The organism is Flavobacterium soyae (assembly GCF_021245985.1).
GTDB lineage: Bacteria > Bacteroidota > Bacteroidia > Flavobacteriales > Flavobacteriaceae > Flavobacterium > Flavobacterium soyae.
The window spans coordinates 64,595-86,345 of sequence record NZ_JAJQXA010000017.1 but is presented as its reverse complement, the minus strand read 5'-3'; the positions used below and the strand labels follow the sequence as shown (position 1 = coordinate 86,345).

Here is a 21,751-nt window from a genome sequence, read left to right as displayed (position 1 = left end):
ACCAAATGCTATAAAAAGTTTACTTTTGCGGTGAAATTACCGAGAAAAAAATGAATGATAGTATTGTCATAATTCCTACTTATAACGAAATTGAAAATATAGAAAGTATAGTGAGAGCTGTACTTTCACAGCATAAATCTTTTCATCTGCTAATAATCGATGATAATTCGCCGGACCATACCGCCGATAAAGTTATTGCATTACAGGAAGAATATCCGGGAAGATTATTTCTTGAAAAAAGAACTAAAAAATCCGGTTTAGGAACCGCTTATGTTCATGGTTTTAAATGGTCATTAGAACATAAATATGATTTTATTTTTGAAATGGATGCCGACTTTTCGCACAACCCAAATGATCTTGAAAAGTTGTATGATGCCTGCCACTTTGGAGGCGCCGATTTAGCCATCGGTTCACGTTATGTTACGGGTGTAAATGTAGTAAACTGGCCTTTAAGCCGTGTTTTAATGTCGTATTTTGCATCTGTTTATGTAAAATTTATTACCGGAATGAAAATTCACGATGCAACTGCCGGTTTTGTTTGTTATAAAAGAGAAGTTTTAGAGAAAATCAATCTTAATAAAATAAAGTTTGTTGGATATGCGTTTCAAATCGAAATGAAGTACAGAACTTATTGTGCTAAATTTGAAATAAAAGAAGTGCCAATTATTTTTACAGACAGAACAAAAGGGGTTTCAAAAATGAGTAATGCGATTATTAAAGAAGCAATTCTAGGTGTAATTTCTCTTCGATTAAAAAAATTAGTCAATACATTATAAAGATAGAACATGAACAGGATTTTAATAAAAAATGCCAAAATTGTAAACGAAGGATCTATTTTTGACGGAGATGTTTTGATTGAAAATGATTTAATCGTTGAGGTTGCAGACAGTATCAGCCTAAAAACATCTGACTGTATTGTTATTGATGCCGAAGGAAATTATTTAATACCGGGTGCAATCGATGATCAGGTGCATTTTAGAGAGCCGGGATTAACGCATAAAGGAGATATCGAATCAGAATCGAGAGCTGCAGTTGCCGGAGGAATTACTTCTTTTATCGAACAGCCCAACACAGTTCCAAATGCGGTTACTCAGGAAATTTTAGAAGATAAATACCAAATTGCTGCTGAGAAATCATTTGCGAATTATTCGTTTATGATGGGAGCAACGAATGATAATCTGGAAGAGGTTTTAAAAACAAATCCAAAAAATGTTGCGGGAATCAAAATTTTCTTAGGTTCTTCAACAGGAAATATGCTGGTTGACAAGGAAGAGACTCTGGAAAAAATTTTCTCAAGTACCCCAATGTTAATTGCAGTACATTGTGAAGATGAAACTACAATTCAGAACAATTTAGCAGAATTTAAAGAAAAATATGGTGAAGATGTTCCGGTAACGGCGCACAATTTAATTAGAAGTGCTGAGGCTTGTTATCTTTCGTCTTCAAAAGCGGTGGCTTTGGCAAAGAAAACAGGAGCGCGTCTGCATATTTTTCATCTTTCTACAGCAAAAGAAATGGAATTGTTTACTAATAAAATTCCGTTAGAAGATAAAAAAATCACCGCTGAGGTTTGCGTGCACCACCTTTGGTTTACCGATGAAGATTACAAAACAAAAGGAAATTTCATTAAATGGAATCCTGCTGTAAAAACAGAACACGACAGGGCCGAACTTTGGAAAGCTTTGAATGACGGCCGAATTGATGTTATTGCAACAGATCACGCGCCGCATACCAAAGAAGAAAAATTACAATCGTACTTAAAAGCACCTTCTGGAGGTCCGCTTGTGCAGCACGCCGTTGTGGCAATGTTCGAAGCGCATCACCAAGGGAAAATCAGTGTAGAGAAAATCGTGGAGAAAATGTGCCACAATCCTGCTAAGATTTTCAAAATAGAAAAACGAGGTTTTATTAAAGAAGGTTATTTTGCCGATTTAGTAATTGTAAACCCAAGTCTGCCGTGGAGTGTAAATTCAGATAATATTTTATACAAATGCGGCTGGTCTCCATTTGAAAATATGGCTTTTAAATCTAGAATTACACATACTTTTGTAAACGGAGAACTGGTTTATAATAATTTCAAAATAAAAGATGTCCGTGCCGGAAAACGATTATTGTTTGATAGATAAAAAGCTGAAATGAAGAATTGTTTAGTAATACTATTGGTTTTGTTTCTTTCTGTAAGTTGTAAAAAAGAGGTTGTAAAACAGCCTGCAAAACTTATTGAGAAGGATAAAATGATCGATATTATGTATGATTTGTCTCTTTTGGAAGCAATGAAATACCAGCATCAGGAGTTGTTAGATTCTACAGAAACGAGTCCAACGAAATTTATTTTTAAAAAATATAAAGTTGACAGTCTTCAGTTTGCTCAAAATAACATTTATTATGCCTCAGATTATGAGAATTACAAAGATATGTTTGATGAAGTAGGCAAGCGATTGAAAAAAGCTGAAAGAGCAGCGGATTCAATTGTTACTATTGAAAATAAAAAAGCAGCGAAAGCAGCAAAAAATAAAAAACTAAAAGAAACTCCAAAGGATTCGATCAAAAAAACTTCAAAACAAATAAATATCGATTCAATAAGACAGCAGATGAGAAAACCAATAAGATAGAATAGATAGGTTTATAACTTCGAAATGTCTTTTATGTATTGATGTACATCTAAAAAAACCGTTCCAAGAGCGGTTTTTATTTTTTCATTAGAATAGAGATTCTTAGAATAAGAAGCTTTTGCAGTTGCTTTTGTAAGACGCCTTTTTTGAAAAAATAAAGTCGAAAATATCCCGTCGGCAATCCAAAGAAAATTCATTAAAAAAGGTTTTGCATGAAGATGCGGTTTTTTGACTTTTAAAACGTCAGCAATTGTATCCAGAATGTCTTTAAAAACAATATTGTCAGTAATTAAAGTGAACCGTTCGTTTTTAATATCGCTTTTCATTAACTGATACATTGTTTTTACAACATCATCAACAGAAATAAAACCGGTGTTTCCGAGTGTGTAAAAAGGAAGCCCGTTTGCGACTTTTATATACAATTCTGCACTTCCCTGCTGTTTGCTTTTTGTTTTTGGAATCGGACCTAAAATTACACCCGGATTTACAATAATTACATCTAAACCTTCCTGATGTGCGCGCCAGACTTCCATTTCGGCACCATATTTAGAAATGGCGTAATCGCTGTGCGGTTTTTCGGGATTCCAGTCGGTTTCTTCGGTAATGCAAGTTTCGTGAGGAGCTAAATCTCCAAGTGCAGCGATGGAACTTACAAAGCAGAATTTTTTAATTTCTCTGGCAAGAGAAAAATTGACCATATTGGCAGTTCCTTCTATATTAGTTTTTCGAAGGCCTTCTTCATCTTTTGGATCAAAAGAAATTAGTGCGGCACAATGGTAAACATAGTCAATAGTATTAAAGGCAGTTTCTAAAGAAGGCACATCTAAAATATCGGCTTCAAGCCATTCTATTTTTTTAAATAAATCAGTTTTTTTATAAAGTTCAAAAACCGATTTAGTTTTTTGAATATTGCTTTCGTTTCGGTAAATAGCCCGAACATTTTCTCCATTTTCAATTAAATGAAGCAATAAATGTGAACCCACTAAACCTGTTCCGCCAGTTACTAATACCATTTTGTAAAGATAAGTTTTTTGGTTTTTGCCACAAAGGCACAAAGGCGCAAAGTTTTTTTGTTTTTTAATAATATTTGCGCCTTTGTGCCTTAGTGGCATAAGTTTTTGATATTGCCATTACCATTGATTATATTTGCGCAAAATATTTTAAAAATGAAGAATCTAGTTGAAGAATTAAAGTGGCGCGGTTTATACCATGATAGCATGCCAGGAACGGAAGAACAATTGCTAAAAGAGGTAACGGCGGCATATATTGGTTTTGATCCAACGGCAGATTCGCTGCATATAGGCAGTATGGTTCAGATTATTTTATTGGTTCATTTAAAGAATTTTGGTCATCAGCCAATTGCTCTTGTGGGCGGCGCGACCGGAATGATTGGTGATCCTTCCGGAAAATCTGACGAAAGAAATTTGTTGAACGAAGAAACTTTGGCTAAAAACGTTGCCGGAATCAAAAGTGTCCTGTCTCGTTTCTTAGACTTTAATTCAAAAGAAGCAAACGCTCCAATTATGGTAAACAACTATGACTGGATGAAAGAATTCTCGTTTATTGATTTTGCCCGTGAAGTTGGAAAACGTATTACGGTAAACTATATGATGGCGAAGGATTCTGTTAAAAAGAGAATTAATGGCGAAGGTGAAGGAATGTCTTTCACAGAATTCACATATCAATTAATTCAGGGATACGATTTTTATCATTTATATAAAAACAATAACTGCCTTTTGCAAATGGGAGGTTCTGACCAATGGGGAAATATTACTACAGGTACAGAATTAGTACGCAGAATGGGTGGAGAAAGTGCAAAAGCTTTTGCATTGACAACGCCATTAATCACAAAAGCTGACGGATCTAAATTTGGTAAATCCGAAGGAGGAAATGTTTGGCTGGATGCGGATAAAACTTCTGTTTACAAATTTTACCAGTTTTGGGTAAATGCAACGGATGCTGATGCTGAGAAATATATCAAAATCTTTACTTTCTTAGATAAAGAAACTATTGATGCTTTAATTGCAGAACATCAGGCAGCGCCGCATTTAAGAATTTTGCAAAAGAAACTGGCAGAAGAAATCACGATTTTCGTTCACAGTAAAGAAGAGTTAGAAAAAGCAATTCAGGCTTCGAATATTTTATTTGGAAATTCTACTGCCGAAGATTTAAAACAATTAGATGAAGCGACTTTCTTAGAAGTTTTTGATGGAGTTCCGCAAGCTGAAATTACAAAAGCTGATTTAGAAAACGGATTGGATATTGTCACGGTTTTAAATGAAAAAACAGGTTTCTTTAAATCAAACGGAGAAGCAAGAAGAGCTTTAACAGCTAATTCTATTTCTGTAAACAGAGAAAAAATTAAAGAAGATTTTGTATTGACAGCAAAAGATTTGATCAACAATCAGTTTGTATTGTTACAAAGCGGAAAGAAAAACTATTTTGTAATTAGAGTAGTTTAAAAGGTTTAGCTGTTTAATCGGTTAATTGTTTAATCGATTTCTTAGGTTAAAGTATAATTTTATAGATCCCAATAGTTCGAAAGAGTTATTGGGATTTTTCATTTCAAAAAATCATTCCGTAGGAATGTTTCGTTGGTAGAATTAAATTTGAATTGTGGTTATACGTTCTAATGGAACGTTTGGATAATATAAAAGAATTGTTGTGTAAAAAGAGGTGTGCCTACAGGACACAATGCGAATAATAATATTTTTTTTTCTACCAATGAAATATTCCTAGGGATATGATGTTAGTAAAGAAATTTGTTTAACAGACCAATTATTTAATCGAATATAAACCGATTAAACGATTCTAACAAATAAACGATTAAACATTAAAGAACCATTAAGTTGCAGCCGCGAATATCAGAATTATCAAAACGTCCCAATACCTCAAAAGAGTTGTTGGGATTTTTTTTGCCTAAATCCTGCGTGGCGATAAAAGAACATGAATTGATATTGGCTAAGTCAATTACGTTTATTCCGCCCGTTTTTCCATCGTTTACGTAAGTGAGAGCATCTTCGGGATCACGAACTAAAATATGCATCCATGACGGACATTCAAAAACACCTTCGCCCAAAGAATAAGCTTGTGCTAAAAGTTCTGTCATTCCGTATTCTGAATGAATGGAAGAAACGCCAAAACCTTTGCAAAGTATTTCGTGAAGCTCTTCACGAATCATTTCTTTACGTTTTCCTTTCATTCCTCCGGTTTCCATAATGATGGTGTTTTGAAGGCTGAATTGGTGTTTTTCAATCAAATCTAATAAGGCATAAGTAACACCAATTAAAATCACATTTTGACCCGCTTCGTCTAATTCTGTCAGTTTTTTAATTAAGTCGTCGTGATTGTGTAAATAAAAGCCGCTTTCAGGCTGATTAGACAGTTTTATTAAATCTTCGACCATATAAATAAGCGAAGATCCATCTCGCTCTAAATATGACGGCAAAAGAGCTAAAACAACATAATCTTCTATATTGCCGTAAAACTGAGAAAAACCGCTGCGGTAACTTTCCTCATATAGGGAGACATCGGTTACTAAATGCCGGCTGGTTATCATTCCGGTTGTACCACTGCTTGTAAAAGTTACCTGAGCAGGATTTTCATTAGACACAACATCGTGGCTTTTGAAAAACTGAATGGGTAAAAAAGGAATTTGCTGTAATGATTTTACCTGCTGAACATCTGTCTTTAAAAAATCACAGAAATCGCGATATACGGTATTATTCGCATATTGAAATCGGAACACTTTTAATGCTGTTTTTTCAAATTGTTTATGGCTTGAAATCGTAAATATATCGCTGGCTGTAATCAAAACTTTTTTTGTGCAAAGATATTTATTTTTTAGTGTTCAGTGTTCAGTTTTTTGGTGTTCAGCCTAATTTCACGTTTATAAGCTTTTACAGAAACTGAATACTAAAAAACTGAATACTGCAAACTATAAAAAAGCTCCCAAGAAGGAGCTTTTTTAATATTTATCGAATAATAAGTTTTCGGGTTGAGGAGACGTTTTGTTCGCTTATTTTTATGATATAAACGCCCGGAACTAAATCTGCAACGCTAAGTTCCTTTGAAGCTAAATGCGTTTGCAGTACTTTTTTTCCTAATATATCAAAAACGATTATTTCTTTTTCCAGATCATTTTTAGAAGAGATATATACTCTTCCGCTGGTAACTGGGTTAGGGTACAAGCTTAGTCCCTCAATACCTGTAGCGTCTTGAGTTTTTGGTAATTGCTTACTGTCTTGTGCCGAGACACTTACAGTAAAGAAAAAAGCCAATAAGAATGTAATATAAAAGTAGTTTTTTGCCATAGCATTTGTTTGTGTAAGTAAATATACAAAAAAAATTACAAAAACTACGCCAAAAAAAAACATCCTAATAATTTAGGATGTTTTTAACAATTTTATGTAGTATGTCTTATTTGATTAAGTTTGTACCATCAACTGTAGCCCAAGTTCCTGTTGTTAATGAAGCACCAGTAGCTGTAGTACTAGTTACGAAAGTTCCAGCTGGGAAAGTAACAGTAAATGTGTTAGCTCCAGCAACAGGAATTACGTTTGTAGTATTAGTAATTTTAACATTTAAAAGTTTAATTTTACTAGTATTAACTTGGTGTGTATTTGTTGCAGCATCTAAGATACTAACTGCGCTACCATTGTAAGTTGTAGTTCCAGTTGTGAAGTTACCGTAACCATCAATAACGATGTTGCTGTATTCTCCGTTACCTTCTCTTTTGAATTGGAAAGCATCAACTTGGTTATCTCCTACTTCAGGAACGTTACCAGCTGCTCTTTTTAAAGTAATGTTAGAAATTTTTGGTCCAAAAGCATTATCATTTGCAGATGCTTCGATTTCCATTCCGTAGTTTCCTTTTACTGTTTGGTAAGCGTACCAGTTTGTATTTGCAGTACCTTGCCATCCATCTTGCCAGTCAAATGAGTCATCATAGTTACCGTAAGAGATAGCGTTTGTCATACTTACAGTTCCTCCGAAGAATTCAAATCCGTCATCAGCACCTTTGTAAGCTACTAAATGATCTAAAGTTGTTCCTGATCCTACAGAGTAGAATGTGAAAGCATTATTTTCTTTTGTTCCGTCAGCTAATTTAGAACCAGCGTACTCAACTCTTACATAGTTTAATGAACCACCATTGTGAGTTGCATTAGTTCCACCATAAGAAATATTGTTTCCGTCTTCTGAAGTTGAAGAAGTTCCTCCGCCAGCAACTTTTGCAGGAGCGTCACCATACATGATGATTCCTCCCCAAGAACCTGGAAGTTTAGATTTTTCTGTAAATACAACTGGTTTGTCAGCAGTTCCGTTGATGATTAATTTTCCACCGTTTAAAACAACTAAAGCATTATCTCCAGTAGCTTTGTCTATAGTAATTGTAGATCCTGCATCAAAAGTTACAGTTACACCTGAATTAATTTTTACAATTCCTTTTAAAGTGTAGTTTCCGTAAGCAAAAGTTTTGTTAGCAGATATAGGCCCTGTAATTTCTCCAGTTGCAGGAGGAGTAACAGGAGTTGGATCGTCACTACTTGAGCAAGAATTTAAAAATAAACTTGTAGCAAGGGCTAAAGCAAAAAATTTAGTTTTCATAATTTGTGTGTTGTATTATTTCGTTTTTATAGTGCCAAAATTAGGCGGTTAATCTTTTTAAGGTGTTATCTCAATATTACATTACAGTTACCAAAACTCAATTAAAATGTGAAGAGAATGTTAAGCTGGTTTTGGTTTTATGGTATAAAAAAAGCTCCAGATATCTGGAGCCTTTATTTTTATATGTATTTGATATTAAAATGTATAGCCTAATTTTACAGAGAAACCAACACCTTTTTTATAACTGTTTGCCAATAAAGAGCTTTCTGTTATTTTGTTTGTTCCATCATTTCCAAATTCTAATCTTCTTTCTGGATTCAGGATGTTATCTGCAGTAAATTTTATATCAAAATGTTCTGAGATTTTGCTTCCCCAAACTAAGTCTAATTGGTTAACCGGAAGTTCATAAGTATTGTCTTGTCCGTTTGTTCCAACGGCAAAGATTCTTTTTCCAAAAACACCATAAACTAATGAAAGTGTATTTGTCCAGTCTTTTCCTAAATTGAATTCATATTTTAAATCTGAATTTACTAACCAGTCTGATGCACCTTGCAATGATCTTGTATGGTGTGTTTCGATTGAGTTTTTAACAGTGATGTTTCCATCCTCATCCTGAGATTCATAAGTTGGAGCAACTGTAACTTTTGTTGACATTAAAGAAGCATTCAATCCGAAAGAGAAATGCTCTAAGCTTTCACTGATTCTGTTTAATCCTAAAAGGAACTCAACTTCGGCACCATATAAATTAGCACTGTCAGAATTTAGGAAAGTAGTAACTGTTCCAGAAGTTGCATTAGAAATAAAAGTTCTTTCGATTGGATTATCAATATGTTTTCCAAATACACCAAAAGTCAGCATTTCTTTTGCAGTTGGGAACAATTCGTATTTCAAATCAACATTATAGTTATCGCTGTTTTTCAATAATGCATTACCTTGTGTTGAAGTATTATCTGCATTGATGTATGAAATTGGGAACGATTCCATCACAACAGGTCTTGTGTAAGTTTTACTTGCTGCAAAACGAATGTTTGAAGTATCGTTTAAAAGATATTTCACGTTCAACGATGGTAAAACATAGTTGTTGTTGTATTTCTTTAATTTGTATGGATCATCAAATGAACCTAAAGTTCTGTAGAAAGTTTCTTTAAGAGTGCTTTCAAGTCTAACACCAGCGTTTACTTCAAGGCTTTCTCCAAATTTCCATAATAAGTTTGCATAACCAGCATTTGCAATTTCGTTCAGTTTAACTTTGTAAGTTGTGTTTGAACTTTCGTTGAAAATTACATTTCCGCTATTAATATCGCTGATAATTCTGGCATCAATATTATTCATGTCTGAAGTAAATGTACCACCAATACTTGAAACAAAACGGTAAGAAGATTCCATTTTAGAATTGTTTCCGTTATAACCAAGGGTCAATTTGTTTTGTTTATCACTTCCAAACTTCAGGTTGTACTCTGCCAAAGCTGAAAAATAAGAATCACCATCTACAGTTAAATACTGGCGCAAAAAGTTGTTTCCACCGTAAGAAGTATTGATTTGATCATTTCCTTCTTTAGTTCCGCTGTAGAATTTTCTATCAGGCTGTTCGTATTTTGTAATTGCATACGAAACACCAGCTTTAATTGTTTGGTTTTTATCTTCAGTCAAATTATATTCTCCTAACAATTGGTTGTTTAGATAATTACTTTTATCTAATTGATTTGTACGGATAAGGGTATTGTTAACACCATTTTGGTTTAATTCTCCCAACTGATCTTTAATAGAGTTTAAAGTCGTTTTGATATATAGAGAATTGAAAGCAAGTTTAAGTCTTTGTGTATTATAATTTACTCCAATTAATGCCGAAGAAGTAGTTTTAAAACGGTATTCAGTTGTTACAAAGTTATTGTAGTATAAATGACCTGCAGTTTCTAATGTTCTGTCAACACCTTCTCTTACTGCAAAATTATTATCGTAGTTAAGAGAGAATATATAAGAAATTGAACGGTCGTTGCTTAAATCAAATTTGTCTGCATGAAGAAAGTTGAAACTTGAGTTTAAAGGACTTTTGCTTTTGCTTACGTTAAAACCTTTATCGCCGCTTACAGAATTTAATGACTGTTCAGTTGTAAAAGTCTGTCTTGTAGCAGTCGATCCTAAAAAGCTTGGAAGCTCTCTGTCTTTTCCGTTAAATCCAAAAAAACCTGCAGCAGAATCAGCATCACCAGAAAGAAGAAAATCTTTAAAGCTGTTACCAGTTGTGTAGCCAACACCAATATTTACTTTAGTAACACTTTTAGTAACTTTTGAAGTTTGAATGTTGAAAGTTCCTCCGGCGAAATCTCCGTAGATATTTGGATTAAAAGTTTTGTAAACATCAATTACTCCAACAATATTCGTTGGAAATAAATCTAACGGAACAATTTTAGAGAATGGGTTATTTGTTGGAGCAGAAAGATCATTAATTAGTAAGTTATTATATCTGTCTTCAAGACCACGAACAAATAAACCTCTTGATCCAACTTTAGTAATACCAGTAATTTTAGTTAAACCTTCCTCAACATCGCTAACACCTTTTCTGGACATTTCCTGTGCACCAATACTTTGTTTGATTACAACAGCATTTTTTTGGTCTAATAAAAGAGCAGTTTCTTTTTCTCTGTTTGCTGTAGATTTTACAACAACATCTTTAAGAGTATAACTTCCAGAAGAAAGTATTTGATTTATAACTACAGTTTCGTCTGCTTTTACAGTAACTGGAGCTTCTTTAGTTTCATATCCTACAAAACTAAAAACAATAGTATAGTTTCCAGGATTTACATTCAACGAATATTTTCCGTCAATGTCGGTGTTTACGCTAATATTTGTACCTTTAATTAAAACATTAGCAAAAGGTAACGCTGCATTGTTCGTTTCTTTGTCAGTCAGAACTCCAGAAATCGTACCTTTGTTTTGCGCGATCGAAATCGTACAGATAAATAATGCAATAAATAGAAATCTTAAATTGAATTTCATTAGTGTGTTGTGTTTAATTTATTTTTGTGCAAAGAAAGAACCGCCCTGTAAAGTTCATGTTACGGTCTTGTTATGTTTTTGTGTTGTTAAGATTATGAAATTGTTACCAGATTAAATTACGGTTAACACCAATTTTTAACTGTTCATTTGTTAGTATATTTACCCTGTGAAATAAAAAACATCGGATAAATAATTAAGAATATTTGATGTAAAAATCTCAATTTTTGCTATTTATGAAAAAAACACAAACTAAGATTTTATTAGTTGACGACGAACCGGATATCTTAGAAATCGTTGGCTATAACCTTGCTCAGGAAGGCTACCAGATTGTTACAGCTTCTAATGGAAAAGATGCTATAGCAAAGGCTCAGAAAGAATTGCCGGAATTAATTATCATGGACGTGATGATGGCAGAAATGGATGGGATGGAAGCTTGTGAGCACATCAGAAAAATTCCTGAGTTAAATAATGTTATCATAACATTCCTTACCGCAAGGAGCGAAGACTATTCGCAAGTAGCTGGTTTTGACGCAGGTGCTGATGACTATATTACAAAGCCAATTAAACCAAAATTATTAGTGTCTAAAGTAAAGGCTTTGTTAAGAAGGTTAAAAGAACAAGAAGTCGTTACAGATACTATAAATGTTGGCGGAATCGAGATTAACCGCGAAGAATACAAAATCATAAAAGGCAATGTCGAAATTGCTTTACCAAGAAAAGAATTCGAATTATTTTATTTATTAGCTTCAAAACCGGGAAAAGTTTTCAAAAGAGATGAAATCCTTGATAAAGTTTGGGGGAATGAAGTAGTAGTAGGAGGAAGAACTATTGATGTTCACATTAGAAAACTGCGCGAAAAAATAGGAGAAGACCTTTTTAAAACCATAAAAGGTGTTGGTTATAAATTTGAAGTTTAAATTTTTAAGATACTAAGTAACTAAGACACTTTGGAATTTTAGTTAAGATTTAAATCCATTCAAATTGTCTTAAAAATATTCATACATTTAAACCATATAAGGAACCGAAGTTTACTTGGACTTCAGTTTTTTATATGGTTTTTGAATTACGCTTAATTTCTCTTAATCTCTTAATGGTTAAAAATATCAATGAAAATTAATTTTAAAAAAACATACAAATTTGCTATAAAATCGGCATTGTATATCAGTCTTTTCTCGACAGGATTTGTACTGATTCTGATGTCGTTATTTTATAAAAATCAATTAAGACATCAAATTGCATTTGGAATCGTTTTTATTATATCAATTTATATATTCTCCTTTTTGGTTTTACAATATCGTGTAGAACGTTTTATTTATCGAAGAGTAAAGAAAATATACGATGAGGTTTCGTTATTAGAATCCACAACTCTAATCAATCAGCCAATAACGACCGATATGGAAACGCTTTCGCGGGAAGTAAAAAAGTTTGCGACCGATAAAAAGCTGGAAATCGAAATGCTCGAAATTCGTGAACAATACCGCAGGGAATTTCTTGGTAACGTTTCGCACGAATTAAAAACACCTTTGTTTACTGTTCAGGGTTATGTTTCGACTTTACTTGACGGTGCAATGGACGATAAACACATTCGAAAAAAATATTTAAAACGTGCCGAAAAAGGAGTGGAACGTCTTATATATATCGTCGAAGATTTAGATATGATTACCAAATTAGAATCTGGTGATTTAGATTTAAATATGACTGACTTTGATATCGTTGAACTGATTCAGAATGTTTTTGATTTATTGGAAATGAAAGCCGACAAAAAGAAAATTAAACTGGCTTTTGAAAGCAAAAATGTTCAGTCTGTTATTATTCGCGGAGATCAGGACAGAATTCAGCAGGTTTTAGAAAACCTAATTGTGAATTCTATTAAATACGGGAAAGAAGGCGGTTTGACAGAAGTTGGGGTTGTAAACCTAACCAAGAAAAAAGTCTTAATTCGTATAAGTGATAATGGAGAAGGAGTTGAAAAACAAAACATTCCTAGACTTTTTGAACGTTTTTACCGAGTTGACAAAAGCGGAACCCGATCTGAAGGCGGTTCTGGTTTAGGTTTGGCGATAGTAAAGCATATTATTGAAGCGCATAAAGAGAAAGTATACGTAGAAAGTGAGTTCGGAATTGGGTCAGAATTTTCTTTTACGCTCGAGAAAGCATTTAAAGTACAAAAAGCCGACGTTAAAAAATTGTAAGTTCGTTTTTGCTGAAAGCTTTAAAATAAGGTGTTTAACAATAAATCAACATACAGATTTAGTCGATAACATTAAATTTTTATTATAGTAACATCTTGTTAATGATTTCTTAACATAGGTGGGTCATCTTTGCATCCTGAAATTAAGGGAATTAGAGAAGTAATGATAAAAAGAAAAATATTAGCCGTTTTAATGCTGATTACTTGGGCTTCAAATGCTCAAGAAATAAATAAACAAGAAGTAAAAAATGAAGTAATTCGTATTTTAGATTCTATCAACAAGGCAAAACTTCCAGAGACTAAATCAGGAGGAGGAGTTGAGGAACACTGGTACGACAGAATCTCTTTAAGAGGTTATGCTCAAATTAGGTATAATGGTCTTTTTTCTACAAACGACAAAGTTTCTTGTGATCAATGTGATAAATCCTGGGGAACAACTTCAACCGCTCCAGACGCAAAATCAAACAATGGACTTTTTATTCGCCGTGCACGTTTAGTGTTTTCAGGGCAGGTTCATCCAAATGTATATTTTTATTTCCAGCCGGATTTTGCAAGCTCGCCAGTTACGGGAATTCAAAATTTCGTGCAGATTCGAGACTTGTATTTTGATCTTTCTTTTGATAAGAAAAAAGAATATCGTGTACGTATTGGACAAAGTAAAATTCCGTACGGATTTGAAAACATGCAGTCAAGTTCACAGCGTTTAACTTTGGATCGTGCCGATGCAATAAACAGTTCAATAGCAAATGAGCGTGATTTAGGTATGTTCTTTTACTGGGCACCAGCCGAAATAAGAGAACGTTTTGAAATGCTGGTTAAAGACGGATTCAAAGGTTCCGGAGATTACGGTGTATTTGCTTTTGGAGTTTATAATGGACAGATTGCCAATAAAATAGATGGGAACAGAGACTTAAATATTGTAGCCAGGGTAACATATCCATTTGTAATAGGAAGTCAGATTATCGAACCGGGAATTCAGGCTTATACAGGAAAATGGGCTTTTACCGGAGAAATTTCTTCTGGAGTACAAGTTGATGATCCTCAATATGTAAAAGACCAAAGACTTGGAGCAACTTTTGTTTTATACCCAAGACCATTTGGAATCCAGACAGAATATAATATAGGAAGAGGCCCGCGTTATAATACATTAACCAACCATGTTGATGAAACAGATTTAAATGGAGGTTACGTTTTGCTGAATTATAAATGGGATCTCAAAAAACAGCGTATTTATCCTTTTGCCAAATTTCAATATTATGACGGAGGAAAAAAATATGAAAAAGATGCCAGAAGTTATGTCGTAAGAGACTACGAGTTTGGTGTCGAGTGGCAGCCAATTAAAGCTTTTGAACTAACGGCAGAATACGTAATCGCCGACAGAACTTTTGAAGACAGTGCGCTTCCAATAAACAGACAACAAGGAAATTTATTGCGACTGCAAGCACAGTTTAACTTCTAAAAAATAAAGATAAAATCCGTGTCAATCAGCGACTTTGCGAAAGCAAATCAGTATAATCTGTGTCTAATTTTCGACACAGATTATACAGATTCATTATCGTGAAAACGCAGATTGACACGGATTTTTTATTTTTTATAAATGATCTTCAAAAACACTAAATAATAAGTCCCAGTCTATTTCATTTTTAAATTGAGACAAACCTTTAAACGACTTTACTTTTGATAAATCTTCAATAGTAAAGTCGTCTTGCATTGCATACGGTACAAGATTTTCTTCCTGAAGTTTTATAGCCAGATACTCCTGTTCATACTGTCCCGGCGTAGGAATAAAAAAAGCTTTCATCCCTAATTTAGCCAAATCCATAACGGTTGTATAACCAGAACGGCAAAGCACAAACTCACTTTCGTTAAAAGTCTGCTCTAACTGTTTTGAGTTCATGAAATTGTAATAGGTAACATTTCCTGCTTCCCATTTTTCCTGGGTTTTCTCAACAATTCCTTGTACAAAAACAACCTTTCCATTAAATTTCGCAGCCTCTTTTTGCAGTTTCTCGTCTAGAAAAGTACGCTGAGGTTCAGGCCCTGATAAAATAATCATCAAGTCATAAATCTTTGGTGTTTCCTTTTTCTTCATTCTGCTCAAAGGACCAATATATCGCAGATTCAGTTCATTTGTTTTAAGATGTCCCAAATCTCCGGTAAGATTTACCTTTTCATTAGAATCCGGAACCCAGCATTCAGTATATTTTTTTATAAAATACTGATGGCATTTACTGGTAAACCAAGTCGTGTTTCCCGTCATCACATTCAATTGATGCGTCATAAAAACAGAAGGGACCTTTTTGCTGAAAACACCCAATCGATTATCAGAAATAATTCCGTCAATACCATGTTTTTTAATCCAGCTGTTTACCATTTTCTTTTCGTCTAAAATGGCCGTAATCATTTTCGGAAGATTTTTAATCAGCTTCCATTTAAAGTTTTTACCATTCTTAGCATATTCAATATGATAAGAAGGCAGTTCGAGTGTTTGAATGTACGGAAATTCTTTTCGTAATAAAGCCAGCGCAACACCGTCAGACGCAATAATCGGAATAAAATTATTTTCTTGAAGCGCCTTTATTATTGGGATACATCTTGTGGCATGCCCTAGTCCCCAGTTTAACGGAGCAACTAATATAGTTTTGTTAGCAGAATAATCAATGCTCATAGTTTTTAACGCTTTTAAAAAACGAAGATAGAGAAATATGTTTTTTATGTTATTTCGCACATATTACTAAATTATTAACTCTATAGACGCTCTCAGGCTTTGTTTTGCGTTAAAAAGAAAAAGAAAACAGCCAATTCAAAAAATAAAGTTACTTATATGTTAAGTTGCTAAGGTACTGAGATACTAAGGTTCTAAGTTTTTTCTCAGCAAATAAAAAAGCCGAACGTAAGTTCGGCTTCAAAGTCTTGTATCAGTATCTTAGAAACTTAGCAACCCAGCATCTTAGTATCTTTTCTTAATCCTGAATATAAGTTTTGTTTCCGTTTTTGTTAATATAATATTTTCCGCCTTTTGGCCCGGTATACACTTTTTTACCATTATACTCTCCTGTAACTTTATCTGGTGTTCTTGGAGCTTTTTCATTGGTTTCTTTTACAGTTTTTGTGGCTGATTTTTTAACAGAAGAGGCATCTTTTTTAGCAGTTTTACCTGCAGCGTCAGCGTCTGCTTTTATTTTTTTGGCGTCAGCTTTTGTGCTTTCTGCTTTATCGGCAGTTTTTTTAGCTGCGTCACTTTTTACGCTTGCAGTTTCTTTTTTAGTTTTAGCGGTTTCTTTGTCTGCGGCTTTTTTAGTTTTGCTTGTCGCATCTTTTTTAGCTTTTGCGGCTTCTTTATCTGCAGTTTTTTTAGTTTCGCTTGCTGCATCTTTTTTAGCTTTTGTCGATGCATCAGCAGTTTTTGATGCTTCTTTTTTAGCTTTTGCAGATTCTTTTTTCGCATCAGCTTTTGCTTTATCGGCGGCAGATTTTGTTTTTTTTGCCGTAGCTTCTGTTTTGGCTTTCGCGTCTTTTGCTGTAGTTTCCTGTGCGTAGAAATTAGTAGATAAAACTACTATAAAACAAATTAATAATAATTTTTTCATGTGGTTTAGAGTTTAAATTTCATTTAAAATTAAACAATTAATTCTTATGTTTTTTCTTAAAGTGCTAAAAATAAGCACGAAGCTGAACATTTCCTGTGTGTACTGTATTTCCAGTTTCACTTTTACGGCCCTGGTAGTTTAAATTAACATCTAAAAATGAAGTAATATTTTTCTGCAAAAGCAATTTCCAGACTAAATTCTGTCCCGCCTGCAGTCCCTCCAGCATTTGAAAACCAACAGAAGAAAATTCATTTCCCGTAAATTTATTTTCATAAAAAGAAAACTCACCATTTATCGTTACCTTTTTTTCGCCGGCAAAAGAAAATGAAGTACCAAGCCGGTTTTGAACTAAAGTTTCCAAGTTTCCAATTTTGTTTTCTTTATTTTGAAATTCATAAAAGAAATCTAAACTTGTATTTTTCGAAAATAAATAACTGATTTTTGGTGACAGCTGATATCCTTTTAGATCATAATTCTTTTCGACAAAATCCTCCGAAATTAAATTAGTTTTTATCGTTTTGGTAAAGAAATTAAACAGCCAGCTTTTTTGGTATAAATGTGTATACTGTAATTGATGCGAACTGTTTTTGACATTTTGAGAACCTACAGAAAGTAAATTTTTACCATTATTAATAAGGTAAGAATACGTAATAGAATGTTTTTGCTTACCGCGATTATAAAACAAACTATTCCTGAAACTTGAATTTAAACCCAGAATATTTTCATCTGAAGAATAAAATGGATTCAGCTCTAAACGATCGCCGCTGCTTCGCACTTTACGATCCATAATAAATGAAGTCTGATTATAAAAATAAGAAATCAGTTTCTTGAAACCTTTTTCGTTCTGCCATTGCAGCGGATTTAAAATAATCGATTGCGAAAACTTATTTTGATTGGTTTTAATGTAAATCTGGTTTGGAAGAAAAATTCGAATATATTTTGCCTGATCCGGAAAAGCAGCAACTTCAAACTCTTCTAATTCCTGAATTCCATTTCCGTTATAATCATTCCAGGTATAAACGCCCTGCCCCGTAGGAACTTCAACATAAGTAAATTCCTGTTGCGCAATAGTTCCCGAGCTTGTTTCATAAGCCGTTCCTATCTGCATGAACTGATTAAAAAACCGATCGTTGTACAAAATTCTTGAATTTAACGAAGGCTCATTTTTTCTGCTAGAATCCGTAAAATCAAGATTTCGGTAACTGGCATAAACAGCTAAATCAGTCGTTTTATTCTGAATTAATTTTGATTTTAAAAAGTAAGTCTGTGAGTTGTTTACGTGCTGTAAAAGCCCATTTTGCAAACTATCATTTCTACGCTGTAAATACCCCAGTTCAATAAAAACCTTTGTGCTGTCTCCGCGCCCGACAAAAACACCATATTCAGAAAACCTTTGGCTTAAAGCCGAAAACTGATTTGCAGCTTTATCTTTTTCCTGATTGTCTTCAATCTGTAAACTTCCGCCAATCCAGTTTTTGCCAAAATGATATTTTGTTCTCGTTTGGTTACGTATAAATTTTGAAGTCGAAGCCGCTGCATCAGAATTTAAAAAACTGCCCTGATTTTGAATAGTCCATTTCTTCAATTTAAACAAAGCCGTTGTAGTATGGCGCGCTCCCGAATAGCTTTCGGTAAAATCTAATTTCTCAAATTGATACGTAAACAAACCAATATTTGAAGTTTCTTTTTTCGCAAATAAATCAAAATTAACGCCCGTAACCAATAAGCTCTGATTGCCTAAAAGTGTTGAATTTAAATTCCAGTCACGGTTAAACTCAATATTATATAAACGTTCGACTGATCTAAAATCTTTCTGCACAAATTGATAATTCGCAAAACCGTCCAGAGTCCAGTCTCTGGTAAAAAGACGTTTTTTAATATTCGTCTTAAAAGCAACTCCTTCGTTGTCAGAATCATCAATTCCCGAGAATAAATTTTTATCGTTATTACTCATCGCGATTTCAAAATCTACCAGCGTTTTTTCGTCAGGATTGTATTTTCCTAAAAAAGTCGCAACCTGAATTTTCATAGGTGCAACAAGCTGAACAATAGGTTCGTAATTACCCTGCGGAATACCACCAACAGGCGAAACATATTCGTAAATTCTTTCAACCGAATTCGTATTCTGAATAATATAATTCCCAAGATTATTGCCAACAAGACTAAACTTTACATTGTACAAAACATCGGCAGAATTATTGGAATATTCATAAACTTCAACCCCGTTTACAATCGTTTTTTTATACAATATTTTATTGTCGGCATATTTATCTTCATAAGCAGAGGGAGCCGTCATTAAACTTGGATCATCTCCTGCCTGGCTCAAAATCTGAACTTGTTCTGTTGATAAATTTTGTTGTAAAGGCTGATTTTTTAAATCATTTTCAGAATACAAATAACCGCCAAAACTCCAGCTTTTGTTTTCAGTTGTTGCTCCGGCGTAGGTAACTAATCGGTTATAATTTCGTTCAGAATATTGATATTCAACATTAATCCTCATTTCAGAAGTAATAGGAAAAAGCGAAGTAAAAACAATTTCCCCAGCATTATAATCAATAACATAATCATTGTTTTCGCCCCGTTTAAGTAAAATACCATTTACATAAACACGTTCAGAACCGGAAATGACCAAAACATACAATTCACCATTTTGACCTTTTAATTTATAAGGCCCCTGATTTCCTTCCTGACCTGTAAACGTACTTTTGGCATATTGCCCTTTTACAAACGAAACCGAAGCAAAAACATTGGTTTTACTTTTTTCTGTATCAAAATCAAAACTGGCAGAAAGTCCCTGAACTTTTTTATTGAAACTCAGGAATTGTGTTTTCCGATTCTCCAAAAAAACATCTCCAGCGCGAATGTTCCAGTCATCCGTAAAAAGTTCCATAAAAATATTATCAAACTGATCCAATTTTTGCGAATAACCGCCATCCTGAAGCGGAATATTATTATCCTGAAGTGAAGCCCGCAAACTCACTTTATCTGAGATTTTCCCTGTAATCTGTAAATCAAGATTGGAGTTTAAAACCGTACTTTGATTATTTCCAATCGTAACGCCGCGAGTAATACTTCCGGAAGTGTTTAAACCATCAAAAGGCGTAACTTTTTTAGCATTGGCATTATCAATTTTGTATAACTTTTCAGTTCCAACATCATTGCTTACAACCTGACTGTCTTTATAAAGACCATATTCCTTAGTTAGAAAATCAGGATAATTGAGATAATTGACAATTAAAGTATCAGAAACAGAAGTGAATTTTTCGTTTAAAAGAAGCGTTCCTTTTTGAAAATCAATTTTATAAAAAATCGAATCAATTGGCTCATTTTTACTGTTTAAAATTTCAAAGAAACTGGAGTTTATGCTAAAATTTTCAAGATGTATAGTATCTTTTACCGCAATTACTTTTTTTGTTTTATACAGCGATTCTGTATCCTGTGCCATAAGCCCGGAATACCAAAACAGCACCGTAAAAAACAGTAATTTTTTCAACATAAACATTTTAACTCTAAAAATTCAAAAGTAGTATTTATAATCAAGAAATTATGAGGCTTTTATTTATTGGGAAACCAGTTGATTTTAAGCTGTTTTTTTTATTTTAAATACCATATTTAATTATAATTTGAAGTATAATTTATATCATACATCAATCTTTTTTTTAGCTTTGTTGAGGATATAATGAACTTTAATTATGGATACTAGCAAAGAACTTTTATTCTTTTTTAGTGCTTTGGGAGCTTTCAACGGAGTAATTTTGGGAATTTATTTTTTCTTCTTTACTAAGAAAAAATACCTGACCAATTATTTCCTTGGTGCACTTTTGTTCGCATTAAGCATCAGGATTGGCAAATCTGTCTTTGTATATTTTCATCCTGAACTTCCAAAAATGTATTTGCAGTTTGGACTTACTGCCTGCTTTTTCATCGGGCCATGTTTATATTATTTTCTAAAATCAGCAGTTGAAGAAATCAATGTAATGTCAAAATCATGGAAAATCATGCTCCTGTTTTGGGGAACCATAATCGCGGCCGTTGGAATTTTATATCCGTACGAATATTATCCGGAAATTTGGAGGGGCTATTTTATAAAAATCATTTACTTTCAATGGTTTGTTTATATCATTTTTTCAGCCTTTACGATTAGTGGTGTTTTAAAGAAAATTTTGAACAGAAAAGAAAAAACAAGTCCATCAGAAATGTGGTTTGGAATGCTTTTTCTGGGTAATTTTTTATTGTTTCTTTTTTACTTTTTAGCCATTATGGGCGCTTCGGCGGCAACATATATAGGCGGAGCAGTTGTCTTTTCTTTTATTTTATATCTGATAATTTCGATTCTTTTATACAGAAAAAGAACCGACGATTTGTTTTTACTGAACGCCCAGAAAATTTCGGGTAAAAAAATAGAGCAGGCAGAGGCTGCAATTATTTCAGAAAAACTCGAAAATATAATGAATGATAAAAGTTTGTATAAAAACCCAAATTTAAACCTGCAGGATTTAGCCAAAGAAATTAATATTTCGAGTCATCAATTATCGCAGTTTTTAAATAATAATCTCGGAAAGAATTTTACCAGTTTCGTAAACGAATTCAGAATAAACGAAGCCTGCAGAATTATCACTTCAAGCGATAAATTAACTTTAGAATCTGTTGGTTACGATGTAGGATTTAATTCAAAATCTACATTCTTTGCTGCTTTTAAAAAACATACCGGAACAACGCCGCTTAATTATCAGCTTCAGGCATTACAAACTTAG

At 33.5% G+C, this 21,751-nt stretch carries 16 protein-coding genes; 8 read left to right on the top strand and 8 right to left on the bottom strand.

Translation table 11 applies throughout. The annotated features are described in order from the left end of the window. Nucleotides 1-50 precede the first annotated feature (50 nt). The 3 genes from LUU93_RS18170 to LUU93_RS18160 are packed head-to-tail and all read left to right on the top strand — an operon-like array spanning nucleotide 51 to nucleotide 2,612. On the top strand, nucleotides 51-776 hold the full coding sequence (locus tag LUU93_RS18170) for a polyprenol monophosphomannose synthase (RefSeq protein WP_232682578.1): 726 nt from the start codon (nucleotides 51-53) through the stop codon (nucleotides 774-776). A 9-nt stretch (nucleotides 777-785) separates the two neighbouring features. Further along, nucleotides 786-2,126, top strand: a complete 1,341-nt coding sequence (locus LUU93_RS18165; protein ID WP_232682577.1) for a dihydroorotase — start codon at nucleotides 786-788, stop codon at nucleotides 2,124-2,126. A 9-nt stretch (nucleotides 2,127-2,135) separates the two neighbouring features. Next, a complete protein-coding gene (locus tag LUU93_RS18160; protein ID WP_232682576.1) occupies nucleotides 2,136-2,612 on the top strand; it encodes a DUF4296 domain-containing protein in 477 nt (158 codons plus the stop codon). Nucleotides 2,613-2,623: 11 nt separating this feature from the next. Here the strand turns inward: LUU93_RS18160 and LUU93_RS18155 are convergent, their stop codons facing one another. Further along, a complete protein-coding gene (locus tag LUU93_RS18155) occupies nucleotides 2,624-3,625 on the bottom strand; it encodes an NAD-dependent epimerase/dehydratase family protein (protein ID WP_232682575.1) in 1,002 nt (333 codons plus the stop codon). A 153-nt stretch (nucleotides 3,626-3,778) separates the two neighbouring features. On the opposite strand from LUU93_RS18155, the gene tyrS reads away from it, so the two are divergent. Then, nucleotides 3,779-5,074, top strand: a complete 1,296-nt coding sequence (gene tyrS / locus LUU93_RS18150; RefSeq protein WP_232682574.1) for a tyrosine--tRNA ligase — start codon at nucleotides 3,779-3,781, stop codon at nucleotides 5,072-5,074. A gap of 371 nt (nucleotides 5,075-5,445) precedes the next feature. On the opposite strand, the gene LUU93_RS18145 is transcribed toward tyrS, so the two are convergent. The 4 genes from LUU93_RS18145 to LUU93_RS18130 form a co-directional block, all read right to left on the bottom strand. Beyond that, nucleotides 5,446-6,426: a LuxE/PaaK family acyltransferase gene (locus tag LUU93_RS18145; RefSeq protein ID WP_232682573.1), complete on the bottom strand. Its 981-nt coding sequence runs from the start codon at nucleotides 6,424-6,426 to the stop codon at nucleotides 5,446-5,448. Between the two features lie 160 nt (nucleotides 6,427-6,586). Next, nucleotides 6,587-6,925 carry a T9SS type A sorting domain-containing protein gene (locus LUU93_RS18140; RefSeq protein ID WP_232682572.1) on the bottom strand — a complete coding sequence of 113 codons (339 nt, stop codon included), beginning with the start codon at nucleotides 6,923-6,925 and terminating at the stop codon, nucleotides 6,587-6,589. 106 nt (nucleotides 6,926-7,031) lie between these two features. Further along, complete coding sequence (locus LUU93_RS18135) at nucleotides 7,032-8,219, bottom strand: beta-helix domain-containing protein (RefSeq protein WP_232682571.1); 1,188 nt, start codon at nucleotides 8,217-8,219, stop codon at nucleotides 7,032-7,034. A 195-nt stretch (nucleotides 8,220-8,414) separates the two neighbouring features. Then, a complete protein-coding gene (locus LUU93_RS18130; protein WP_232682570.1) occupies nucleotides 8,415-11,216 on the bottom strand; it encodes a TonB-dependent receptor in 2,802 nt (933 codons plus the stop codon). Nucleotides 11,217-11,449: 233 nt separating this feature from the next. Here LUU93_RS18130 and LUU93_RS18125 point away from each other — a divergent pair, with 233 nt between their 5' ends. The 3 genes from LUU93_RS18125 (at nucleotide 11,450) to LUU93_RS18115 (ending at nucleotide 14,866) form a co-directional block, all read left to right on the top strand. Further along, nucleotides 11,450-12,133, top strand: a complete 684-nt coding sequence (locus LUU93_RS18125; RefSeq protein WP_012022635.1) for a response regulator transcription factor — start codon at nucleotides 11,450-11,452, stop codon at nucleotides 12,131-12,133. A gap of 189 nt (nucleotides 12,134-12,322) precedes the next feature. Further along, entirely contained in the window at nucleotides 12,323-13,408 is a 1,086-nt protein-coding gene (locus tag LUU93_RS18120; RefSeq protein ID WP_232682569.1) for a sensor histidine kinase, read from the top strand. Between the two features lie 162 nt (nucleotides 13,409-13,570). Continuing rightward, on the top strand, nucleotides 13,571-14,866 hold the full coding sequence (locus LUU93_RS18115; protein ID WP_232682568.1) for a porin: 1,296 nt from the start codon (nucleotides 13,571-13,573) through the stop codon (nucleotides 14,864-14,866). A 132-nt stretch (nucleotides 14,867-14,998) separates the two neighbouring features. Here LUU93_RS18115 and LUU93_RS18110 read toward each other — a convergent pair whose 3' ends face one another. The 3 genes from LUU93_RS18110 to LUU93_RS18100 form a co-directional block, all read right to left on the bottom strand. Next, nucleotides 14,999-16,075: a glycosyltransferase gene (locus LUU93_RS18110; RefSeq protein WP_232682567.1), complete on the bottom strand. Its 1,077-nt coding sequence runs from the start codon at nucleotides 16,073-16,075 to the stop codon at nucleotides 14,999-15,001. A 295-nt stretch (nucleotides 16,076-16,370) separates the two neighbouring features. Beyond that, nucleotides 16,371-16,997 (bottom strand): hypothetical protein, encoded by a 627-nt coding sequence (locus LUU93_RS18105; RefSeq protein WP_232682566.1) that lies wholly within the window; start codon nucleotides 16,995-16,997, stop codon nucleotides 16,371-16,373. 64 nt (nucleotides 16,998-17,061) lie between these two features. After that, a complete protein-coding gene (locus LUU93_RS18100) occupies nucleotides 17,062-20,493 on the bottom strand; it encodes a DUF8818 domain-containing protein (RefSeq protein ID WP_232682565.1) in 3,432 nt (1,143 codons plus the stop codon). 196 nt (nucleotides 20,494-20,689) lie between these two features. Here LUU93_RS18100 and LUU93_RS18095 point away from each other — a divergent pair, with 196 nt between their 5' ends. Continuing rightward, nucleotides 20,690-21,751: a helix-turn-helix domain-containing protein gene (locus tag LUU93_RS18095; protein WP_232682564.1), complete on the top strand. Its 1,062-nt coding sequence runs from the start codon at nucleotides 20,690-20,692 to the stop codon at nucleotides 21,749-21,751.